Origin of the sequence: Thermobifida alba, assembly GCF_023208015.1 — a bacterium.
Classification (GTDB): domain Bacteria; phylum Actinomycetota; class Actinomycetes; order Streptosporangiales; family Streptosporangiaceae; genus Thermobifida; species Thermobifida alba.
Window position 1 is genome coordinate 807,273 of record NZ_CP051627.1, and the last position, 17,647, is coordinate 824,919.

Genomic DNA, 17,647 nt, shown 5'->3' on the forward strand with positions numbered 1-17,647 from the left:
CCGCACCCCCGCGGCGCCCGGGGCGGGATCAGCGGCGCGGCCTCCAGTGCGGGGGCCGCTCCAGGTGGGCGGGCAGCCGGGTGGAGGTGTCGCCGACGGCCGAGGCGAGCTGGGACCGGGTGAGGAAGAGCGCGTCGCCGAGGTCGGCCCCGCACAGGTCGGCCCCGCGCAGGTCCGCGCCGGTCAGGTCGGCCAGGCGCAGGTCGGCGCCGCTCAGGTCGGCCGCGACGAGCAGCGCCCCCCGCAGACTGGCGCCCCGCAGGTCGGCGCCGCGCAGGTCCGCGCCCGCCAGGTCGGCTCCCCGCAGGTTCTGCCGCCTGCCCGGGGCGGCGGCCCGGGCCAGCTCGCTGGCCCGCAGCAGCAGCGGGTTGACCTCGTCGCGCAGGGCCGCCACGTCCACCGCCGACAGCGTCTCGGCGTCGGCGCGGGTGAGCTGTTCGACTGCGTCTCGGCGGCGGCGCAGCGCGCCGTGGACGGGGCGGGCCCGGGGCAGGGCCGCCGCCTCGGTCAGGTACCACAGCAGTTCGTGCAGGTGCCGCATGACGGGGAAGACCGCGAACATGGGCCGGGCGAGCTCGGGGAAGCGCCGCCAGTCCCGCCCGCCGAAGGTGGTCTGGGCGACCTGCTGCCCCGCGCCGAAGCAGTCGAAGACCGCGCAGCCGGCGAACCCCTCCTCGCGCAGCCGCGCGTGGATGCCGCAGGAGAAGTCGCCGAGGAGGTGGTGGCACGGCCTGCCCGCGGGCTTGTCCACCGCGAAGTCCGCCGAGGCGGCGAAGGGCAGGGCGACGCAGCACAGCGCGAAGCAGCGGGAGCAGTCGGCGCGCAGGGCGGCGGAGGAAGGTTTCTGGGACAAGACCGGCAGCCTCCGGGAAGGGAAGGGCGAGGGCACGTCGTGCCCGGAGCCCTTCCCATTCTGCCTCCCGGCGGCCCGCCGCCCGGAGCGGGACGCCGGGAAGGGAAGGATTCCGGTCCGGGCGGCCGCGGGGTTACGGCAGGCGCCAGTCCATCGGTTCGGCGCCCTGCTTCTCCAGCAGGGCGTTGGCGCGGCTGAACGGGCGGGAGCCGAAGAAGCCGTTGTGCGCCGACATCGGGCTGGGGTGGGTGGACTCCACGCACGGCACGTGCGGCATGAGGGGGCGCAGGTTGCGGGCGTCGCGGCCCCACAGGATCGCGACCAGGGGCTTGTCGCGGGCGGCCAGCGCGCGGATCGCCTGATCGGTGACCTCCTCCCAGCCCTTGCCGCGGTGCGACCCCGCCTTGCGCGGCGCGACGGTCAGCACCCTGTTGAGCAGCAGCACCCCGCGTTCGGCCCACGGGGTGAGGTCCCCGCTGGACGGCATCGGGTACCCCAGGTCCTGGGTGTACTCGGTGAAGATGTTGCGCAGGCTGCCCGGCAGGCGGCGGGTCTCCGGCGACACCGAGAAGCTCAACCCCACGGCGTGCCCCGGGGTGGGGTAGGGGTCCTGCCCCACCAGCAGCACCCGCACCTCCTCGAAGGGCTGCCGGAAGGCGCGCAGCACGTTCTCCCCGGCGGGCAGGTAGGTGCGGCCCTCGGCCACCTCCTGCCGCAGGAAGTCGCCCATCTGCGCGATGCGGTCGGCCACCGGCGCCAGCGCCTCGGCCCAGCCGCTGTCCATGATCTCGTGCAACGGTCTCGACATGGTTGGCACCCTAGCGGCGGCCGACGACAGCGGCGGCGGATTCGCGCCTCCCGGTCCCGGAGTGCGGCTCAGTGCCCCGGACGCAGCCAGCGGGACAGCCGCTGCCGGGTCCGCGCCGTCGCCGGGTGGTCCGGGCCGTGGCGGCGCACGTGGTCGTCGAGCAGCGCCCGGTACAGCCGCACCGCCCCGGCCGGATCGCCCGCCAGCCCGGTGTAGGCGGCCAGGTAGTGGCGGGCCTCCAGGGTGCGGGAGGCGTCCGCGCCCAGCAGCCGCTCCAGGTCGGAGACGAGGGCGCCCAGCAGCTCCGCCGCCCGCGCGTACTGGCCCGACTCGCCGACGTCCACGGCGAGGAACAGCCGGTTGTCGAGCACCCGCGTGGCGTCCGGCCCGTACGCGGCCACCAGGTCGTCCAGCAGTTCCCGGCGCAGGGCTGCGGCCTCGGCGCGCCGCCCCGCCCGGCCGGTGTTGACGGCCAGGTAGTGGCGGGCGGTCTGCGTCTCCGGGTGGCCGCGGCCGTAGTGGCGGTCCAGGTCGGCGACGAGGGCGCCCAGCAGTTCCGCGGCCCGCGCGTACTCGCCGGCCTTGCCGGTGAGCTGGGCGTGGCGGCGGCGGGCCCGCAGCGTCTCGGGATGGTCGGCGCCGTAGACCTCGGCCAGTTCGCCCAGCAGACCGCCCAGCAGCCGCGCCGCCTCGGCCGCCGCACCGCCGTCGGCGAGGCGTTCGGCCTCCTCCAGCGACCGCTCCAGGGACCGCCGCCGCTCCGGAGCGACCGTCGGAGCCGGGGCGGCGCCCGCCGCCGGCGGCGGGGGAGCGGTCGGCGGGACCGTCGGCGCGGACCGGGCGCCGGAGCCGTCCAGGCGCAGCGACAGCAGCCGGTCGCGGACCCACAGGGCGCTCTCCGGCCGCTCGGCGGGGTCCTTGGCCAGCAGCGCGGCCACCAGTTCGGCGAGGTCCGCGGGCACGTCCGGACGCAGCCCGGCGAGGTCGGGCGGGGGCTCGGTCAGGTGCATGCGCAGCACCGGCATCGGGTCGGGGGCCTGGAACGGGGGCCGCCCGGTCAGCATCTGGAACAGCACCGCGCCGAAGGAGTACAGGTCGCTGGCCGCCCCCACGGACAGCATCTGGATCTGCTCGGGGGACATGTACAGCGGCGTGCCGAACAGGTCGCCGGTGCGGGTCAGCCGACGGCTCTGCAACGCGGCCTCGTGGAACCCGGCGATGCCGAAGTCCAGCACCTTCACCGTGCCGCCGTCGGCCGCGGCGGCGTCCACGACCATGAGGTTGCCGGGTTTGACGTCGCGGTGCACCACCCCCGCCGCGTGCGCGGCGGCCAGGCCCGCGCACACCTGGGCGCCCCAGCGCGCGGCCAGCGCGACCGGCAGCCGCCCCCGCTCCCGCAGCAGCACGTTGAGGGGGCGGCCCGCGACCAGTTCCATGACCGCGTAGACGGTCTGCCCGTCGGCGCCGTAGTCGTAGAGGATGACGATGTTGGGGTGCCCGGCCAGCCGCGCGGTCACCCGGGCCTCCCGGCGGAACCGTGCTACCGTCCCGTCGTCCGAGATCGCCTCGGGGTGAACCAGCTTGACCGCCACGGGGCGGTCCAGCCGCTCGTCGTGACCACGCCAGACCTCCCCCATGCCTCCGGAACCCAGTCGTTCGACCAGGCGGTAGCGGCCGTCCAGTACACGCTGTGCCACGTCGTCCTCCAGCGGGAGCCTCCCGAGGCCAACCTATCCAGCCGAACCCGGCCGCCGGACATCCGGATCACAGAGGGGTGAAGGGCTCCCCCGCCGTGACCGCGAGGGGCTATCGTTTCTCCTCGCGCTTTCCACCGTCCAGCCGAACCCCCGAACCGGAAAGTGAAGCAGACCAGTGAGTTCTACGTTGTACGTCGGCCCGGACTCCCAACCGGACAAGTACCGTCTGGTGCGGTCGGTGGGACGGGGCGGTGAGGCCACCCTCTACCTCGCCGAGGTGACTCTGGCGGGCCAGACCGAGCCGGTGGTCGTCAAGGTCCTCGACGCGGACGCGGCCGCCTCCCCCGAGCAGTTCGCCGAACTCAGCAGGCGCTGGAGCGAGCAGGCCGAACTGCTGCGGTTCATCACCCGGCTGGGCGTGGTCGGGGTGCGCGAGCACTTCGAGGGCGCCCCCGAGCACCGCGCGGGCACAGCCGCCGAGGCCACCGGCCGGGCCCTGTACCTGGTGATGAACCACGTCGAGGGCGTGGACCTGCGCGACTGGCGGGCCGAGCACGCCGTGGAGGGCCTGCGGGGGCAGCGGACGGCGCTGGGCTACCTGGAGCAGGTCGCCGAGGTCCTCGACGTGCTGCACTCCGGCCGGGCCACCCCCTCCAAACGCCCGGTGGTGCACGGCGACCTGTCCCCCGGCAACATCATGGTCAACGAGGACGGCCAGGCCGTCCTGGTGGACTTCGGACTGAGCCGCATCGCCGCCCGGCACCTGACCTCGCGGCCGTGGTTCACCCCCGGCTACGCCGCCCCCGAGATCTTCAACGGCGAGTACTCCCCGGCCGGCGACCGCTACGCCTTCGGCGCCGTCGCCTACTTCGTGCTGTCGGGCGAGGAGCCGCCGCCCTCCCCCGAACAGCTGCGCGACGCCTTCGTGAACCTGCCGGTCATGGCCGCGGCAGGCCCCGACCAGCGGGAGCGGGTCGCCGCGATGTTCGCCGCCGACCCGGACGCCCGACCCACGGCGCTCGACTGGATCAGGACGGTCCGCTCGGTCAGCACCTCGGCGCCGTGGAGCGCCCCGGTGACCGAGCCGGGCCTGCCGCGGCCCACGCCGGCCGCGCCGCCCGGTCCCGCGGCGCCGCCCCCGAGCGGCCCCCGGGTGAGCGGTCCGCCGCCGCAGAGCGGACCGGACCACCCCGCCCCGGGCGGCCCCGCGGCCGCCGAGGGGGCCGGCGCGCCCCGCCCCTCCGTGCCGCAGCAGGGGGGACCCGCCACCCCGCAGGAGCCCGCCGTCCCGCGGCAGCCGGACGCCCCGTTCGGCGGTCTTGGCCCGCAGCGCCCGGTCGGCGGACTGCGCGGCATGCCCGCCCCCGCGACGCAGCCGACCACCCCGCTCCCGCGGAGCGCGCCCCCCGTGTCGGGGCCGCCCGCCGGCCCGCCGCCGCAGCCGGCCGCCCACGGGGCGGGCGGCGACCCCGGCAAGCCCGCCAAACGCAGGTCGCGCAAACCGCTGGTGATCGGCGTGGCCGCCCTGATGGTGCTGGCGATGGCCGGCGGGTCGGCCGCCACCTTCTACGCCATGAACTGGTGGAACCAGATCAACACGGCGGCCGAGGAGCCGGCCCCCGGCCCGCGGACCGGCGAGGCCGAACCGGAGCAGGCGGCGGACGAGCCCGACGCGCAGCCCGCGTCCGAGGAGGTCGGCGCCGACCGGCCGGACCGCCCCGCCAGTGGCGAGCAGTACCTGGCCGCCCTGGAGCACATCGACGAGTACGGCGTGGAACCGGCCAACGTGAAGGTCAACACCGTCACCTACCCGCGGGCGCTGGCCAGCTCCCTGGACTGCTACTCCGACGAGGAGTGGATCGAGTACGACCTCAACCGCTCCTGGACCACCTTCGAAACCGTCGTCGGCCTGGAGGACACCTCCGAGTCCGGGGCCACCGTCACCTTCAGCGTGATCGTGGACGGCGACGAGGTGGCCACCGAGACCGTCGGCCTGGGCACGGAGCGGGAGCTCAGCGTCGACGTCACCGGCGGGCTGCGGCTGCGCCTGCAGGTCGAGCCGGGACCCGACTGCGGTGACGCCTACGCGGTGTGGGGCGACCCCCGGATCCTCAGCTAGCACCGCGCGCTCCCGTCCCGCCGCGCACTGGTCGGCGGCGGGACCGCGCGCTAGGGTGGATGCCGTGACGTGGCGACATTGACCCTCACCCGAGTCCCGACTGGCGCGGGGCCTCTACGCCTACGCGTTCCTGCAGGACCTCGTCCTGCTCTACCCGGTGTACGCGCTGCTGTTCGCCGACACCGGACTGACCGGCGCGCAGCTCTCCTCGCTGTTCGCCCTGTGGTCGCTGACCGCGTTCGCCCTCGAAGTCCCCTCGGGCCTGCTCGCCGACCGCTTCTCCCGCCGCCTGCTGGTGGCCGCCGCGCCCCTGTGCGCCGGCGCGGCCTTCGCGCTGTGGACCTTCCTGCCCGCCTACCCGGCCTTCGCCGTCGGCTTCGTGCTGTGGGGCGCGGGCGGCGCGCTGGCGTCCGGGGCGTTGGAGGCGCTCGTCTACGAGGGGCTGGCCGCCGCGGGCGCGGCACACCGCTACCCGCGCCTGATCGGCCGCTCCCGGGCGCTGGGCACCGTGGCGGTGCTGGCCGCGGGCGTGCTCGCCGGTCCGGTGCTGGCCGTGGGCGGCTACCCCGCGGTGGGGTGGGCCAGCGTCGCGGTGAGCCTGCTCGCCGCGGCCGCGGGGTGGACGCTGCCCGAGGCTCCGCGGGGCCGCGCCGCCGGGCAGGGGCCGCGGCCGGGCGTGCTGCGCGGTGCGCTGGCCGAGGTGCGGCGCTCACCCGCGCTGCTGGGGGTGCTGGCACTGCTGTCGGCGCTCACGGTGGTCGACGCGCTGGAGGAGTACCTGCCCCTGCTGGCGCGTGCCACGGGCGTCTCCGACACCACCGTTCCGCTGCTGGTGGTGCTGGTCACCGCGGGGACCGCGGCGGGCCAGTGGTGTGCGGGGCGCGGCATGAGGTGGGCGGGCCCCGTGCTGGGCGCGGGCGTGGTGCTGCTGGCGTTCGGCGCGCTCAGCGGCCACCCGGCGGGCCTGCTGGGGGTGGCCGCCGGGTTCGGGGTCTTCGCGTGGGCGGGCGTGGCCGTGGAGGCGCGGTTGCAGGAGCGGGTCGGCGACCGGGCGCGGGCCACGGTCACCTCGCTGGCCGGAGTCGGTGAGGAGGTGGTGGCACTGCTGGTCTACGCCGCCTACGGGGCGGGGGCGGCGTGGGCGGGGCCCGGTCCGCTGTTCGCGGTGCTGGCCCTGCCCGGCCTGGTGGTGGGGGTGCTGCTGTGGCGGGCCCGGTGAGGCTCAGTCGCCCTCGACGGGCTGGAGCACCCGCACCTGGCGCACCCCGTCGGTCTCCGACAGCGCCGCGGCGAGGACCCCGGTGGCGGTCCGGCCCGCCAACCGCAGGTCCAGGTCGACGGTGGCCGCCCCGTCCCGTTCCGTGCGGCGCTGGGTGTGCACGTCGTGGACCGCGAAACCGTGGTCGACGGCCAGGGCCAGGATCGTCCGCAGCACCCCGCGCCCGTCGTCGTAGTTGACCCGCAGCAGGGCCGTCGTGGGCTGGGAGCGGGTGAGCAGCCGCAGCAGCGGCGGGTAGGCGAACATCACCAGGAAGTAGCCGGCGGTCACCCACACGCCCAGCAGCCACAGCCCCGCGCCGCAGGCCATGCCGACCGCGCAGGACACCCACACGGCCGCGGCGGTGGTCAGCCCGCGCACCATGTCGCGGCGGACGAAGATCAGCCCGGCGCCGATGAAGCCGATGCCCGACACGATCTGCCCGGCGACCCGGGAGGGGTCCAGCATCACCAGGTCGCCGGCGAGCACGTCCCCGAAGCCGTACTTGCCGACCAGCATGAACAGCGCGGACCCCAACCCGACCAGGGTGTGGGTGCGCAGCCCGGCGTTCTTGTTGCGCCACTCCCGTTCCAAGCCGATCAGGGAGCACAGCACGAGCGCGCTGAGCAGCGCCAGCGCCTGCGGCCAACTCTGCGCCGCGAAATCGGTGAGGTTGGTGGCCATGGCCGTCCTCGCGCCCATGGCCACCCCCTATCCCGTGGCCCCCGGCCCAATCAGCAGACCTCGTCGCTGCGCCGGTGCCCGTCGTGGTGGGACAGGTTCAGCGCCGTCGTCACCAGCGGGAAGTGGCTGAACGCCTGCGGGAAGTTGCCGACCTGGCGGCCGATGCGCGGGTCGTACTCCTCGGCGAGCAGACCCACGTCGTTGCGGAGCGCCAGCAGCCGCTCGAACAGCTCCCGCGCCTCCTTCTCCCGGCCGATCGACAGCAGCGCGTTGGCCAGCCAGAAGCTGCACGCCAGGAACGCGCCCTCGTCACCGGGCAGCTTGTCGGCGGCGTCCTCCAGGCCGGTGCGGTAGCGCAGCACGAAGCCGTCCACCATGAGGTCCTCGCGGATCGCCTCGATGGTGCCGATCACCCGCGGGTCGTCGTAGGGCAGGAAGCCCACCTCGGGGATGAGCAGCAGCGCCGCGTCCAGCTCCCGGCTGCCGTAGTACTGGGTGAAGGTGTTGCGTTCGGCGTCGTAGCCGTACTCGCACACCTCGGCGTGGATGGTGTCGCGCAGCGCCTTCCAGCGCTCCAGCGGCCCCTCCTTGCCGTACTCCTCGATCATCCGCACCGCCCGGTCGGCGGCGACCCACGCCATGACCTTGGAGTGCACGAAGTGCTGGCGCGGCCCGCGCACCTCCCACAGGCCCTCGTCCGGCTCCGACCAGCACCACTCCAGGTAGTTGACGAGGGAGCGCTGCAGGCCCCACACGTGCTCGCCCGCGCTCATCCCTGACTTCTGCGCGAGGTACAGCACCTCCATGACCTCGCCGTAGACGTCGAGCTGGTACTGGCCCACGGCGGCGTTGCCGATGCGCACCGGCCGCGAGTCCTCGTAGCCGGGCAGCCAGTCGGCCTCCCACTCGGTCAGCCGCCGTTCGCCGCGCACCCCGTACATGATCTGGATGTGCTGGGGCTCCCCGGCGACGGCCCGCACCAGCCACTCCCGCCAGGCGTGCGCCTCGTCGGTGTAGCCGCTGCGGATCAGCGCCTCCAGGGTGATGGTGGCGTCGCGCAGCCAGCAGTAGCGGTAGTCCCAGTTGCGCACGCCGCCGATGTCCTCGGGCAGCGAGGTGGTGGGCGCCGCCACGATGCCGCCGGTGGGCCGGTAGGTGAGGGCCTTGAGGGTGATCAGGGAGCGCACCACGGCGTCGCGGTAGCGGCCCTGGTAGGTGCACTGGGACACCCAGTCGCGCCAGAACCGCTCGGTCTGCGCGAGGGCCTTCTCCGCGTCGAGGTGGTCGGACTCCTGGACGTGCGAGGGGTGCCAGGCCATCACGAACGGGATGCGCTGGCCCGCGGTGACGGTGAAGTCCGCGTCGTGCATGAAGTTGTGGCCCTCCAGCGGCACCGGCCCGCTCAGCCACACCGAGTCGGGTCCGGCGACGGCCACCACCTCGCTGTCGATGCGGTGGATCCACGGCACCACGTTGCCGTAGTCGAACCGCAGCCGGATGGCGGTCCGCATCGGCACGGTCCCGCTCACGCCCTCGACGATGCGCACCAGGTGGGGGTGGCCGCCGCGCGGGGGCATGAAGTCGATGAGCCGCACGGTCCCGGTGGGGGTGTCCCACTCGCTCTCCAGGATCAGCGTCTCGTGGCGGTAGCGGCGGCGGGTGGCCCGGGGCTCCCCGACCGCGGGACGGATCCACCAGTTGCCGTTCTGCTCGTCTCCCAGCAGGGCGGCGAAGCACGCGGGGGAGTCGAAGTGCGGCAGGCACATCCAGTCGACCGACCCGTCTCGCCCGACCAGGGCAGCGGTCTGCATGTCGCCGATCATCGCGTAGTCCTCGATCAGTGCGGACACGCCGATCACCCCCATCAAGTGTTTGCGGATGGCCCCGTGCGTGGACGGGTCGCCGAATGCGGGGGTGCGGCGGTGGTTCCCCCACGCGCAGCCCCCCGGGCTCTGTTGGAGGCAACGTTAGTCATGCCGGAGCGTGTCTGTTGCCACCTAGACCGATGTATAGGTCACGTTCCCGACACAACGCTCACGAAGAGGAGATTTCAGCGGAAAGAAGGGTAGGTAAGAATCTCATTGCGTCGTTCGTGTGCATTGTCCCTTTCTGTCGCCGGAGGCCCCCCGGGGGGCCGGGCGGCGACGGCGGCCCCGTCCCTCCACGCTATCCGCCCGCGCGCCGGTCCGCGCGCAGTATCGGCAGGAAGACCTGGGTCAACGGCCCGATCGCCACCGCGAACAGCAGGGTGCCCACCCCCACTGTCCCGCCCAGGGCGAACCCGGCGGCGACCACGGCCACCTCGATGAGCGTGCGGGCCGCCAGGATCGACATGCCGCGGTCGGCCAGCCCCGTCATCAGCCCGTCGCGGGGGCCGGGCCCCAGCCCCGCGCCGATGTACAGGCCGCTGCCCGCGGCCACCGCCACGATCCCCGCCGCCAGCAGCGCCACCTGCCCCGCCAGGGTCTGGGGCACGGGCAGCCACAGCAGCGACACGTCCATCGCCGTGCCGACGCCCACCACGTTGAGCAGGGTGCCCAGCCCGGCGCGCTGCCGCAGCGGAATCCACAGGACGATCACCGCGGCCCCGGTGACCACCGCCCACGTGCCGATGGACCAGCCGGTGCGCAGGTGCAGGCCCTGGTGCAGCACGTCCCACGGGGCCACGCCCAGTCCGGTGACCACCTGCGCGGCCAGGCCGAGGCCGAACAGGTACAGGCCGACGCACAGCTGCACCAGGCGGCGCAGCCGGGGAGGGGGCAGCAGGGGGGTGATGAAGGCCCGGTCGACCAGGGAGCGCCAGCGGGCGGACGGGCCGCCGGGGGGAGTCGGTCGTGTCATGGGCACGATCCTGGCGTGCCGCCGCCCCGAAGGGGTAATCACGACAGAACGGGATGGAACGGAAAGGGTTGTCCGTCGTTCCGCGGGCGCCGCCCGGTGGGCTCACCGCTCCCCGCGCGCCCCCGCGACCACCCGCGCGGCGAAGCGGGACACCTCCGCCAGCACCTCCTCGCGGTTGGTCTCGTTGAACACCTCGTGCCGCGCCCCGGGGAAGACCCGCGCCGCCGTGTCGGGACCGGCCAGGGCGAGGACGCCGCGCAGCGTGCCCTCCAGGGGCACCAGGCGGTCGTCGGAGCCGTGCAGCCACAGCAGCGGCACCCCGACCCGCCCGGCCGCCGCGGCGCGGTCCAGCTCCACGCGCAACGCCCGCACGGTGGGCCGCTTGAACGGGCCGTGCCAGACCAGTTCGTCGGCGGCGTAGGCCGCGCCGACCCCGGGGTCGCGCGACAGCGTCGCCGGGTCGACGGGCTCGTCGGGGATCTCGTCCGCCTCCAGCAGGCGGTCCACGACCGCCCACTCGCCCAGCACCGGGCCGCTCAGCACCAGGCCCGCCACCTCGCCGGGGTGGGTCTGCGCGTAGCGGGCGGCGACCAGCCCGCCCATGGAGTGTCCGACCAGCACCAGCGGCAGCGACCGGTAGGCGCTGCGCGCCTGGGTGACCACGCGGTGCACGTCCTCGACGATCCCGGCGAAGTCCTCGACCAGCACCCGCTCGCCCGACGACAGCCCGTGGCCCCGGTGGTCGGCGCCGTAGCAGACCGCGCCGTGCTCGCACAGCCAGCGCGCCACGTGCTCGTAGCGCCCGATGTGCTCGCCGTAGCCGTGCACCAGCACCACCAGGTGGTCGGGTTCGGCCTCGGCGTGCGCCCACGCCCGCACGTGCAGCCGCTGCGAGCCCTGCGGCCCGCCGGGCAGGTTCCAGTCGCGCACGCTGATCACAACAGCCCCTCTCCGTGCCGTGCCTGTCGCCTCCCGACGATAACGGGCCTGCGCCCCGCGGCGGCGGCGCCCCGGCCGTCGCCGCCCCCGCGGGCGCGGCGCGCACTAGCTAGGGTGGGAGGCCACGGTCCCGCGCCCCGACACGTCACGGGAGGTGACGCCGGTGCTGTCCGACGCCTACGGCAGGATCGCCACCGACCTGAGAGTCTCCCTCACCGACCGGTGCAACCTGCGCTGCACCTACTGCATGCCGCCGGAGGGGCTGGACTGGCTGCCCGGGCCGGAGCTGCTCACCGACGAGGAGGTCGTCCGCCTCGTCCGGGTCGGCGTGACCCTGCTGGGCATCCGCGAGGTGCGGTTCACCGGCGGCGAGCCGCTGCTGCGCCGCGGCCTGCCCGGCATCGTCGCGGCCGCCGCCGCGCTGGAGCCGCGCCCCAGGACCGCGCTCACCACCAACGGCATCGGCCTGGCGCGGCTGGCGCCCGCGCTGGCCGAGGCGGGCCTGGACCGCGTCAACGTCTCCCTGGACACCCTCGACGCCGACGTGTTCGAGAGGCTGACGCGCCGGCGGCGGCTGGACGACGTGCTGGCGGGCCTGGCGGGGGCGGCCCGGGCCGGACTGACGCCGGTGAAGGTCAACGCGGTCCTGATGCGCGGCGTCAACGACCACGAGGCGGCCGACCTGCTCGCCTACTGCCTGGAACACGGCTACCAGCTGCGGTTCATCGAGCAGATGCCGCTGGACGCCCAGCACGGCTGGCAGCGCGAGAGCATGGTCACCGCCGACGAGATCCTGGACCGCCTCAGCGCCGCCCACACCCTCACCCCCGCCGGCGGGGCCGCACGCGGCAGCGCCCCGGCGGAGCTGTTCCTCGTCGACGGCGGCCCCGCCACGGTCGGCGTCATCGGCTCGGTCACCCGCCCGTTCTGCGGGGCCTGCGACCGGGTGCGGCTCACCGCCGACGGCCAGGTCCGCAACTGCCTGTTCGCCCGCGAGGAGTCCGACCTGCGCGGCCCGCTGCGCGCGGGCGCCACCGACGCCGAACTCGCCGAGCGGTGGCGCGCCGCGGTCGCCACGAAACGGCCCGGCCACGGCATCGACGACCCCGGCTTCCTGCAACCGGCCCGCCCCATGTCCGCCATCGGCGGCTGACAACTTACCCTGATAGAGGGTCCCTGGCTTTTCCGATGCTGCTGGAGTGGTCTCTGACGCACGTGGTGGGCGGTGCCAGTGTGCGCAGTAGAGAGGCTAATACGTGTTTGCGCATGATCCACTGGTGATCGCCGGTTCTGATTGCCTTCCGAACGTTGTGGAGCGTGTACCCTGCCGTTTTCTGTTCGCGGAGCAACCATGCCTTACGGAAGTACGTGAAGATGGCGGGAATTTGGGAGCTGGATAGATCGGTGGTCCGTCCTAGTACTGTCAAGGGCAGAAACCAGCGCCGGAACAGAATGCGCTGGTGGTCCGCTGGGTCGACGTCCGTCAGGCGCACGGCAGGGGCGGGAACGCGGCCATGTGGGCCATAGCGCAGGCGGATGCCCTCGTGTTCCCGGAACAGGAGACCGTGGGCGGCAATGTTGGCTATCGCCTTGGGAGTGGCGGTCATGACGATCTCAGTGCCCCGCAGACGGCGAGTTTCAGCAAGAGCGGCTATGTGTACCGCTGCTCGTGCGTCTAGAACCGATCTCATTGTCAGCCAGTAGATAGTCGCGGTCCCGTACCAGAGTGGTGCCGAGGAACGCCGTGGTCATGTTCACCCGTCTTTCCGGTCGTAGTCGGTGGGGAAGGCCGTCAGGGTGGGAAACGCCGCGGTGTCGATCCGGTGGTCACGTTCGTAGGAGTCGAGGCCTAGGGCGAGCAGTTTTCTGCGGTAAGCCCACTTGGCTCGTTTGCGTCGATCGTTTGGGTCTTTCGGGCGCATTAGGGCGAGGAAGAAGAAGCACTTGACCAGCAGGAAGTCGCCAAGGAAACGACTCAGACGGAGACCGGCCAGATTCTCGCTGACCTCGTCCAGAGCAGCGAGGTAGGACCGGCGCTGGCTGCGGGTGAAGATGTAGCCTCTGTCACCACCTTTGAACGCTGCGATATCGAGCATCGGATACACGTCGAACCCGACAGGAACCAAGGCGTGGTGCTGCCAGTCGATGACTCCGGTGGGAAAGACGTTGGGTAAGCCGTAGTCGAGGTGGCCGAACGACACCGGAACCCCGCTCAGCCGAGTGGAGACTGTATCCAGGGCTGTACATGTCCGGTGGGTGTCCAGATCGGGGTTTTCGGCGAACACGGTGTCGACGAAGCCGGCTCACCTCACCCAGTCCGCCGCCTGTCCGGAGGGCTCGGCTGTACGAAGCTGGGCAGTCAGTAGCCGGGCGGAGACTTTTGCTGCTGTGTCCACTGTGGTCTGACGCACGGCTCCGGTCTCCTGGGTGTCGCGTATCGCCATATCGTGCAGCGACTGTGTGCCCAGGCTCTGCTCGACGAAGAAGAACCCTTCCTGCCCCCGACCGGTCTGCACGATTCGAGGCACCGGGAAACCCTGCTCTGCCAGCATGCGCTGGAAGCGGGCCTCGTCGCGCACCTCAATCCCGCCGGTCCGCTTGAACAGGGTGCCATCCCTGGAACGCCAGACTGCTCCCCCTGCTGCGGTCCGGGGCTTGACCAACTTCCAGGTGTCCAACACGCTCTCCCGTTCGCTCGCAACTGCCAAGACAGTAAATCAGACTAAATTAAGACTAGTAAAAGACTTGGCTGTGTCCAAGAGAGCGAGATGGAGCCGCTCAGTATCCGTCGTTGATCCGTTGTCGCAGTGCGAGCAGGAAGTCGCGGGTGTCCGCCACGGACAGAGCGCGTTCGGTGAAGCGTTGATGGAGGACACGGTAGGCGGCGACCTCGTCAGGGTCGGTCAAGATGAGCTCGCGGGTATGGGTCTCAACAATGACACGGGACTCCTCGTCCTCCTCATACAGGAGAAAGCCGTGGGAGGGCACCGCGCCGGAAGGAGCGTCCAGAGGCAGCACCCGGATAGTGACGTTGGGCAGGGTAGCCACCGACAGCAAACGGTCGATCTGAGGCAGCAGTACGGAGCGCTCCTCGGCGTGCCACCACAGCGCGGCTTCGGTGAGCACGAACGCGAAGCCGGTCTGCTCCCGATAGAGTGCTTCCTGCCGTCGCAGGCGTTCGGCCACTGCCGCTGCGACGTCCCCTCGTCCCGAGAGGTCGGCGAGCGCGAGCACTTGGCGCGCGTAAGCAGCCGTTTGCAACAGTCCCGGCACCAAGGTGGGTTGGAAAGACCGGACCAGAGCGGCGCGCTCTTCGATCGCGGCGATTTCGCATTGCCGACGCGCCAGGCCTCCTTGGTGCGAGACCCGCCAGTGCCGTGCCTCCACCAGTGCGGCCTCGGCCAACTCCGTCACCCTGGTCAGTGCAGCCGTATTCGCGCCGCATACCCGTGCCCAGGACTCGGCGTCGCTTAGGGAAGGACGAGTACGGCCTCGTTCGATCTTGGAGACTTTTGACTGCGACCAGCCCAGTATGGTGGCCAGTTGCTCTCCCGACCTGCCACTGTCCAACCGGAGGGAGCGCAGGAGTCGCGCCAGTTCTGCACGGGCCGCGTGTTGCTGGATCGACTCAGACAAAAGTCTTCCTTTTCTAGTCTTTTTCTAGTCTAAGAGAGGGTGTTCGGGGAAGCACCCTACTCACAAGGACTACGGCCGCATCGCGGGGCGCAAGGAGCACCATGAGCATCATCCCTCCCTCCGAATTTGCCGCACGTTTCCTCTCCTGGTTCCGCACCTCGGTGTTCCGCCTGGAGACCCTCGACGCCTACACGGCCGACAACGAACGCGAGCCCTACCGCCGCTTCCTGGCGGGCCTCCCCCAGGACCTGGCGTGGCGGCGCCCCTGGCAGCGACTGGTCCGCGACATCCGCTCTAGCGGGCGCAGCATCGGCCGGGTCCACATCGTCCCCGACGAGCTGACCGACTACCTGAGGTTCGAGCTCACCTGCGCCTACCCCTCCAGCGTGGACGCCGGAGAGGACGTGCGCATCCTCGACCGGGCGACCGCCGACGCGCTGGGCCTGCCGGAGGCCGAGGACTACTGGCTGTTCGACGACGAGCGCTCGGCCCTGCTCCACTACGGCGACGGCGGGGAGTTCCTCGGCGTCGAGTTCGTCGGCCCGGAGCGCGTCGCCCGGCACGCCGCCTGGCGGCGCGCCGCCCAGGATGCCGCGATCCCGCTGGACGACTACCTCGAATCCGCTGGCCTGTCAGCCGAACGCTGACCGATTCCTGGAGGAACCATGAACGACCACCCGTTCACCGATGCTGACTTCCGCAAGTCCGATCGCAGTGGCGACTACGGCTGCGTTGAGGCTGCCATCACCCATCACACCCCCAACATCATCGGCCTCCGCGACTCCGTACACCCTTACCAAACTGTTCTTTGCTTCTCTCCGAGGGAGTGGACCGCCTTCACTGCAGGACTGGACGAATTCTGACCGTCCTTCGACGCTGCGGTGAGCGTGCCATTGGTGGCAACCAGATGCCCGCTCAGTCCTCCTCGGGGACGAGCGCGCCGTTGGTGAGGCCGTCGCGGGCCAGCCGCGCCGCCCGCGCCGCCAGCTCCGACAGCCGTTTCGCCTGCCGTTCGAACTCCTCCAGGGAACGGAACGCCGCCCCGTAGCGGCGCTGCTCGGCCACGTCCATCTGCGGCACCCGCGCCGAGCGGGCGTCGGTGCGGAACACGCCGCTGGCGCTGGTGGAGCGGCGTGTGTTGGCCGCGCTGCGCAGGAACCCGTTGAGGAAGTCGGTGTCCAGCAGGTCGCTGGTGGAGCGCAGCTCGTCGCCGGACACCTCCACCAGGCCGTTGTCGATGAGGTCGCCGACGCGCACCTGGGGGCCGGCCTCGTCCGGGGCGCCCTCGCCCAGGGCGGGCAGGGCGAGCGCCAGCGCGTCGAGGACCTCGCGCAGCTCGGCGCGCACGGCTGCGTACTCGGCGGAGTGGTCGGGGGCGGGCTGGGTGACGTGGTGGGCCGGGGTCAGGTCGACCCGGTCGTCGAGCAGGTCGACCAGCGGCACCTCGGCCCGCTGGTGCTCGGCCGCCTCCAGCGGGCCGTCGGGGTCGGCCTCGGACAGGTCGACCATGCGCACCACGGAGGCCGCGTCGGCGGCGTCGACGGGACGGCGCAGCACCCACAGGTGCACCGGCTGGGAGTGCGCGGAGGCCATCCCGGCGGGCAGCGCGACGACGTCGGTGAGCAGGCCGCGCCGCACCATCTCGGCGCGGATGCGGCGGCCCGTGCGGCGGTAGGCGGCCGAGGTGGACATGACGACCACGGCGCGGCCGCCGGGCTCGGTGTGCGCGTAGGCGTGCTGCAGCCAGGCCAGCTCCGCCTCGGCGCGCGGCGGCAGCCCCAGCTCCCAGCGCGGGTCCAGCAGCAGCTCCTCGCGGCCCCAGTCGGCGTTGGCCGTCGGCGGGTCGCAGACCACCAGGTCGGCCCGGTGGTCCGGCCAGGCGTCGGCGCGCAGCGAGTCGCCCAGGCGCACCTCGGCGGTGGTGGAGCGCTCCATCTCGGCGCGCAGTTGGACCAGCCGCGCCGCGTCCGCGTCGGTCTCCTGGCCGGTGCGCCGCGCGTCGGGTGAGCCCACCGCCAGCAGCAGCGAGCCGATGCCGCAGGCCGGGTCGAACACGCTGGCCGCGTCGGTCCCGGCGACGTGCGCGACGGCGCGCACCAGGCGGTCGGTGGAGGAGGTGTCGGTGTCGCCGCGCTGCGGGGAGTTGCGCAGCCGCGCCACCAGCGCGCCCAGCACCTGCACGGGCGAGGTCTCGGCGGCGAGCGCGCGGGCGGCCCGCAGCGCCGCCGAGTCGTCCTCGACGCCGTCGCGCAGCGCCTCGACGACCTCGCAGATGCCGCGGACCATGCTCTCGGGGTACTCGCCGCGCAGCGCGTGCCAGAGCCGCACCTCGGGCGACTCCTCGGCGCCCTTGTGCTGCCGTTCCAGCCAGGCGCGCACCTGCGACAGCGCGAACAGCGGGCTGGACTTGGTGCCCGCGACCGGTTCGGGGAAGTCGTCGTGGCGCCGCCGCCAGTTCGACACGGCGGCCCGCGTCACCCCGGCGAGCCGGGCGATGTCGGCCGCGGTGACGTGCTGCTCGTCGACAGTGCGCGCGGTGCTGTCCATGCTCCCTACAGTACACAGGCGTGTGCTGCGCTAACACCGGGGACCGGTACGAAGCCGACGGCGGTGGGGAGGGGTGGTCGGAGTTTGGTCTCCAGAGCGGTCGGGCTTGTTCGCCGCAGGAAAGCAGTGTATGTTTGCAGAGTAAACAGTGGTGCGCGGTGGTTGCTGGGGGAATCCCGTTTACTCCTGACAGCGCCGCATCACGTCTGGGATTATGGCCGCACGCGCCGACAGGTGCGCCCACGGAGACGGCGGAGCGTGAGAA

Annotated in this window: 16 protein-coding genes; 5 read left to right on the forward strand and 11 right to left on the reverse strand. The window is 72.7% G+C overall.

Features of this window, described 5'->3' with window-relative positions:
* Nucleotides 1-28: 28 nt before the first annotated feature.
* The 3 genes from FOF52_RS03720 to FOF52_RS03730 form a co-directional block, all read right to left on the reverse strand.
* Nucleotides 29-853 (reverse strand): pentapeptide repeat-containing protein, encoded by an 825-nt coding sequence (locus FOF52_RS03720; protein ID WP_248592439.1) that lies wholly within the window; start codon nucleotides 851-853, stop codon nucleotides 29-31.
* Between the two features lie 133 nt (nucleotides 854-986).
* Nucleotides 987-1,661 (reverse strand): uracil-DNA glycosylase, encoded by a 675-nt coding sequence (locus FOF52_RS03725; RefSeq protein ID WP_248592440.1) that lies wholly within the window; start codon nucleotides 1,659-1,661, stop codon nucleotides 987-989.
* A 68-nt stretch (nucleotides 1,662-1,729) separates the two neighbouring features.
* Nucleotides 1,730-3,358, reverse strand: a complete 1,629-nt coding sequence (locus FOF52_RS03730; RefSeq protein ID WP_248592441.1) for a serine/threonine-protein kinase — start codon at nucleotides 3,356-3,358, stop codon at nucleotides 1,730-1,732.
* Nucleotides 3,359-3,533: 175 nt separating this feature from the next.
* On the opposite strand from FOF52_RS03730, the gene FOF52_RS03735 reads away from it, so the two are divergent.
* Together FOF52_RS03735 and FOF52_RS03740 are read left to right on the forward strand one after the other, a co-directional pair.
* On the forward strand, nucleotides 3,534-5,477 hold the full coding sequence (locus FOF52_RS03735; RefSeq protein WP_248592442.1) for a protein kinase domain-containing protein: 1,944 nt from the start codon (nucleotides 3,534-3,536) through the stop codon (nucleotides 5,475-5,477).
* A 157-nt stretch (nucleotides 5,478-5,634) separates the two neighbouring features.
* A complete protein-coding gene (locus FOF52_RS03740; protein ID WP_248592443.1) occupies nucleotides 5,635-6,696 on the forward strand; it encodes an MFS transporter in 1,062 nt (353 codons plus the stop codon).
* Between the two features lie 3 nt (nucleotides 6,697-6,699).
* Here FOF52_RS03740 and FOF52_RS03745 read toward each other — a convergent pair whose 3' ends face one another.
* The 4 genes from FOF52_RS03745 to FOF52_RS03760 form a co-directional block, all read right to left on the reverse strand.
* Entirely contained in the window at nucleotides 6,700-7,437 is a 738-nt protein-coding gene (locus FOF52_RS03745) for an MgtC/SapB family protein (RefSeq protein WP_248592444.1), read from the reverse strand.
* Between the two features lie 32 nt (nucleotides 7,438-7,469).
* A complete protein-coding gene (locus FOF52_RS03750; RefSeq protein ID WP_248592445.1) occupies nucleotides 7,470-9,284 on the reverse strand; it encodes a glycoside hydrolase family 15 protein in 1,815 nt (604 codons plus the stop codon).
* A gap of 301 nt (nucleotides 9,285-9,585) precedes the next feature.
* On the reverse strand, nucleotides 9,586-10,260 hold the full coding sequence (gene yczE / locus FOF52_RS03755; protein ID WP_248592446.1) for a membrane protein YczE: 675 nt from the start codon (nucleotides 10,258-10,260) through the stop codon (nucleotides 9,586-9,588).
* A 102-nt stretch (nucleotides 10,261-10,362) separates the two neighbouring features.
* Nucleotides 10,363-11,199, reverse strand: a complete 837-nt coding sequence (locus tag FOF52_RS03760; RefSeq protein ID WP_248592447.1) for an alpha/beta hydrolase — start codon at nucleotides 11,197-11,199, stop codon at nucleotides 10,363-10,365.
* A 163-nt stretch (nucleotides 11,200-11,362) separates the two neighbouring features.
* Here FOF52_RS03760 and moaA point away from each other — a divergent pair, with 163 nt between their 5' ends.
* Nucleotides 11,363-12,352, forward strand: coding sequence for a GTP 3',8-cyclase MoaA (gene moaA, locus FOF52_RS03765; RefSeq protein ID WP_248592448.1), 990 nt, complete (start codon nucleotides 11,363-11,365; stop codon nucleotides 12,350-12,352).
* A gap of 601 nt (nucleotides 12,353-12,953) precedes the next feature.
* On the opposite strand, the gene FOF52_RS03770 is transcribed toward moaA, so the two are convergent.
* The 3 genes from FOF52_RS03770 to FOF52_RS03780 all read right to left on the reverse strand — a co-directional run bounded on the left by FOF52_RS03770 (nucleotide 12,954) and on the right by FOF52_RS03780 (nucleotide 14,835).
* The gene (locus tag FOF52_RS03770; protein WP_248592449.1) at nucleotides 12,954-13,484 is read right to left on the reverse strand and encodes a hypothetical protein; all 531 of its coding nucleotides are present in this window, start codon (nucleotides 13,482-13,484) and stop codon (nucleotides 12,954-12,956) included.
* An 18-nt stretch (nucleotides 13,485-13,502) separates the two neighbouring features.
* Nucleotides 13,503-13,877, reverse strand: a complete 375-nt coding sequence (locus tag FOF52_RS03775; RefSeq protein ID WP_248592450.1) for a hypothetical protein — start codon at nucleotides 13,875-13,877, stop codon at nucleotides 13,503-13,505.
* A 100-nt stretch (nucleotides 13,878-13,977) separates the two neighbouring features.
* Complete coding sequence (locus FOF52_RS03780; protein ID WP_248592451.1) at nucleotides 13,978-14,835, reverse strand: helix-turn-helix domain-containing protein; 858 nt, start codon at nucleotides 14,833-14,835, stop codon at nucleotides 13,978-13,980.
* A gap of 101 nt (nucleotides 14,836-14,936) precedes the next feature.
* Between FOF52_RS03780 and FOF52_RS03785 the strand changes: the two genes are divergently transcribed.
* Together FOF52_RS03785 and FOF52_RS03790 are read left to right on the forward strand one after the other, a co-directional pair.
* On the forward strand, nucleotides 14,937-15,482 hold the full coding sequence (locus FOF52_RS03785) for a DUF6879 family protein (RefSeq protein WP_068758495.1): 546 nt from the start codon (nucleotides 14,937-14,939) through the stop codon (nucleotides 15,480-15,482).
* A gap of 18 nt (nucleotides 15,483-15,500) precedes the next feature.
* Complete coding sequence (locus FOF52_RS03790) at nucleotides 15,501-15,698, forward strand: DUF397 domain-containing protein (RefSeq protein WP_083948397.1); 198 nt, start codon at nucleotides 15,501-15,503, stop codon at nucleotides 15,696-15,698.
* A 52-nt stretch (nucleotides 15,699-15,750) separates the two neighbouring features.
* Here FOF52_RS03790 and FOF52_RS03795 read toward each other — a convergent pair whose 3' ends face one another.
* On the reverse strand, nucleotides 15,751-17,382 hold the full coding sequence (locus FOF52_RS03795) for an N-6 DNA methylase (RefSeq protein ID WP_248592452.1): 1,632 nt from the start codon (nucleotides 17,380-17,382) through the stop codon (nucleotides 15,751-15,753).
* Nucleotides 17,383-17,647 lie beyond the last annotated feature (265 nt).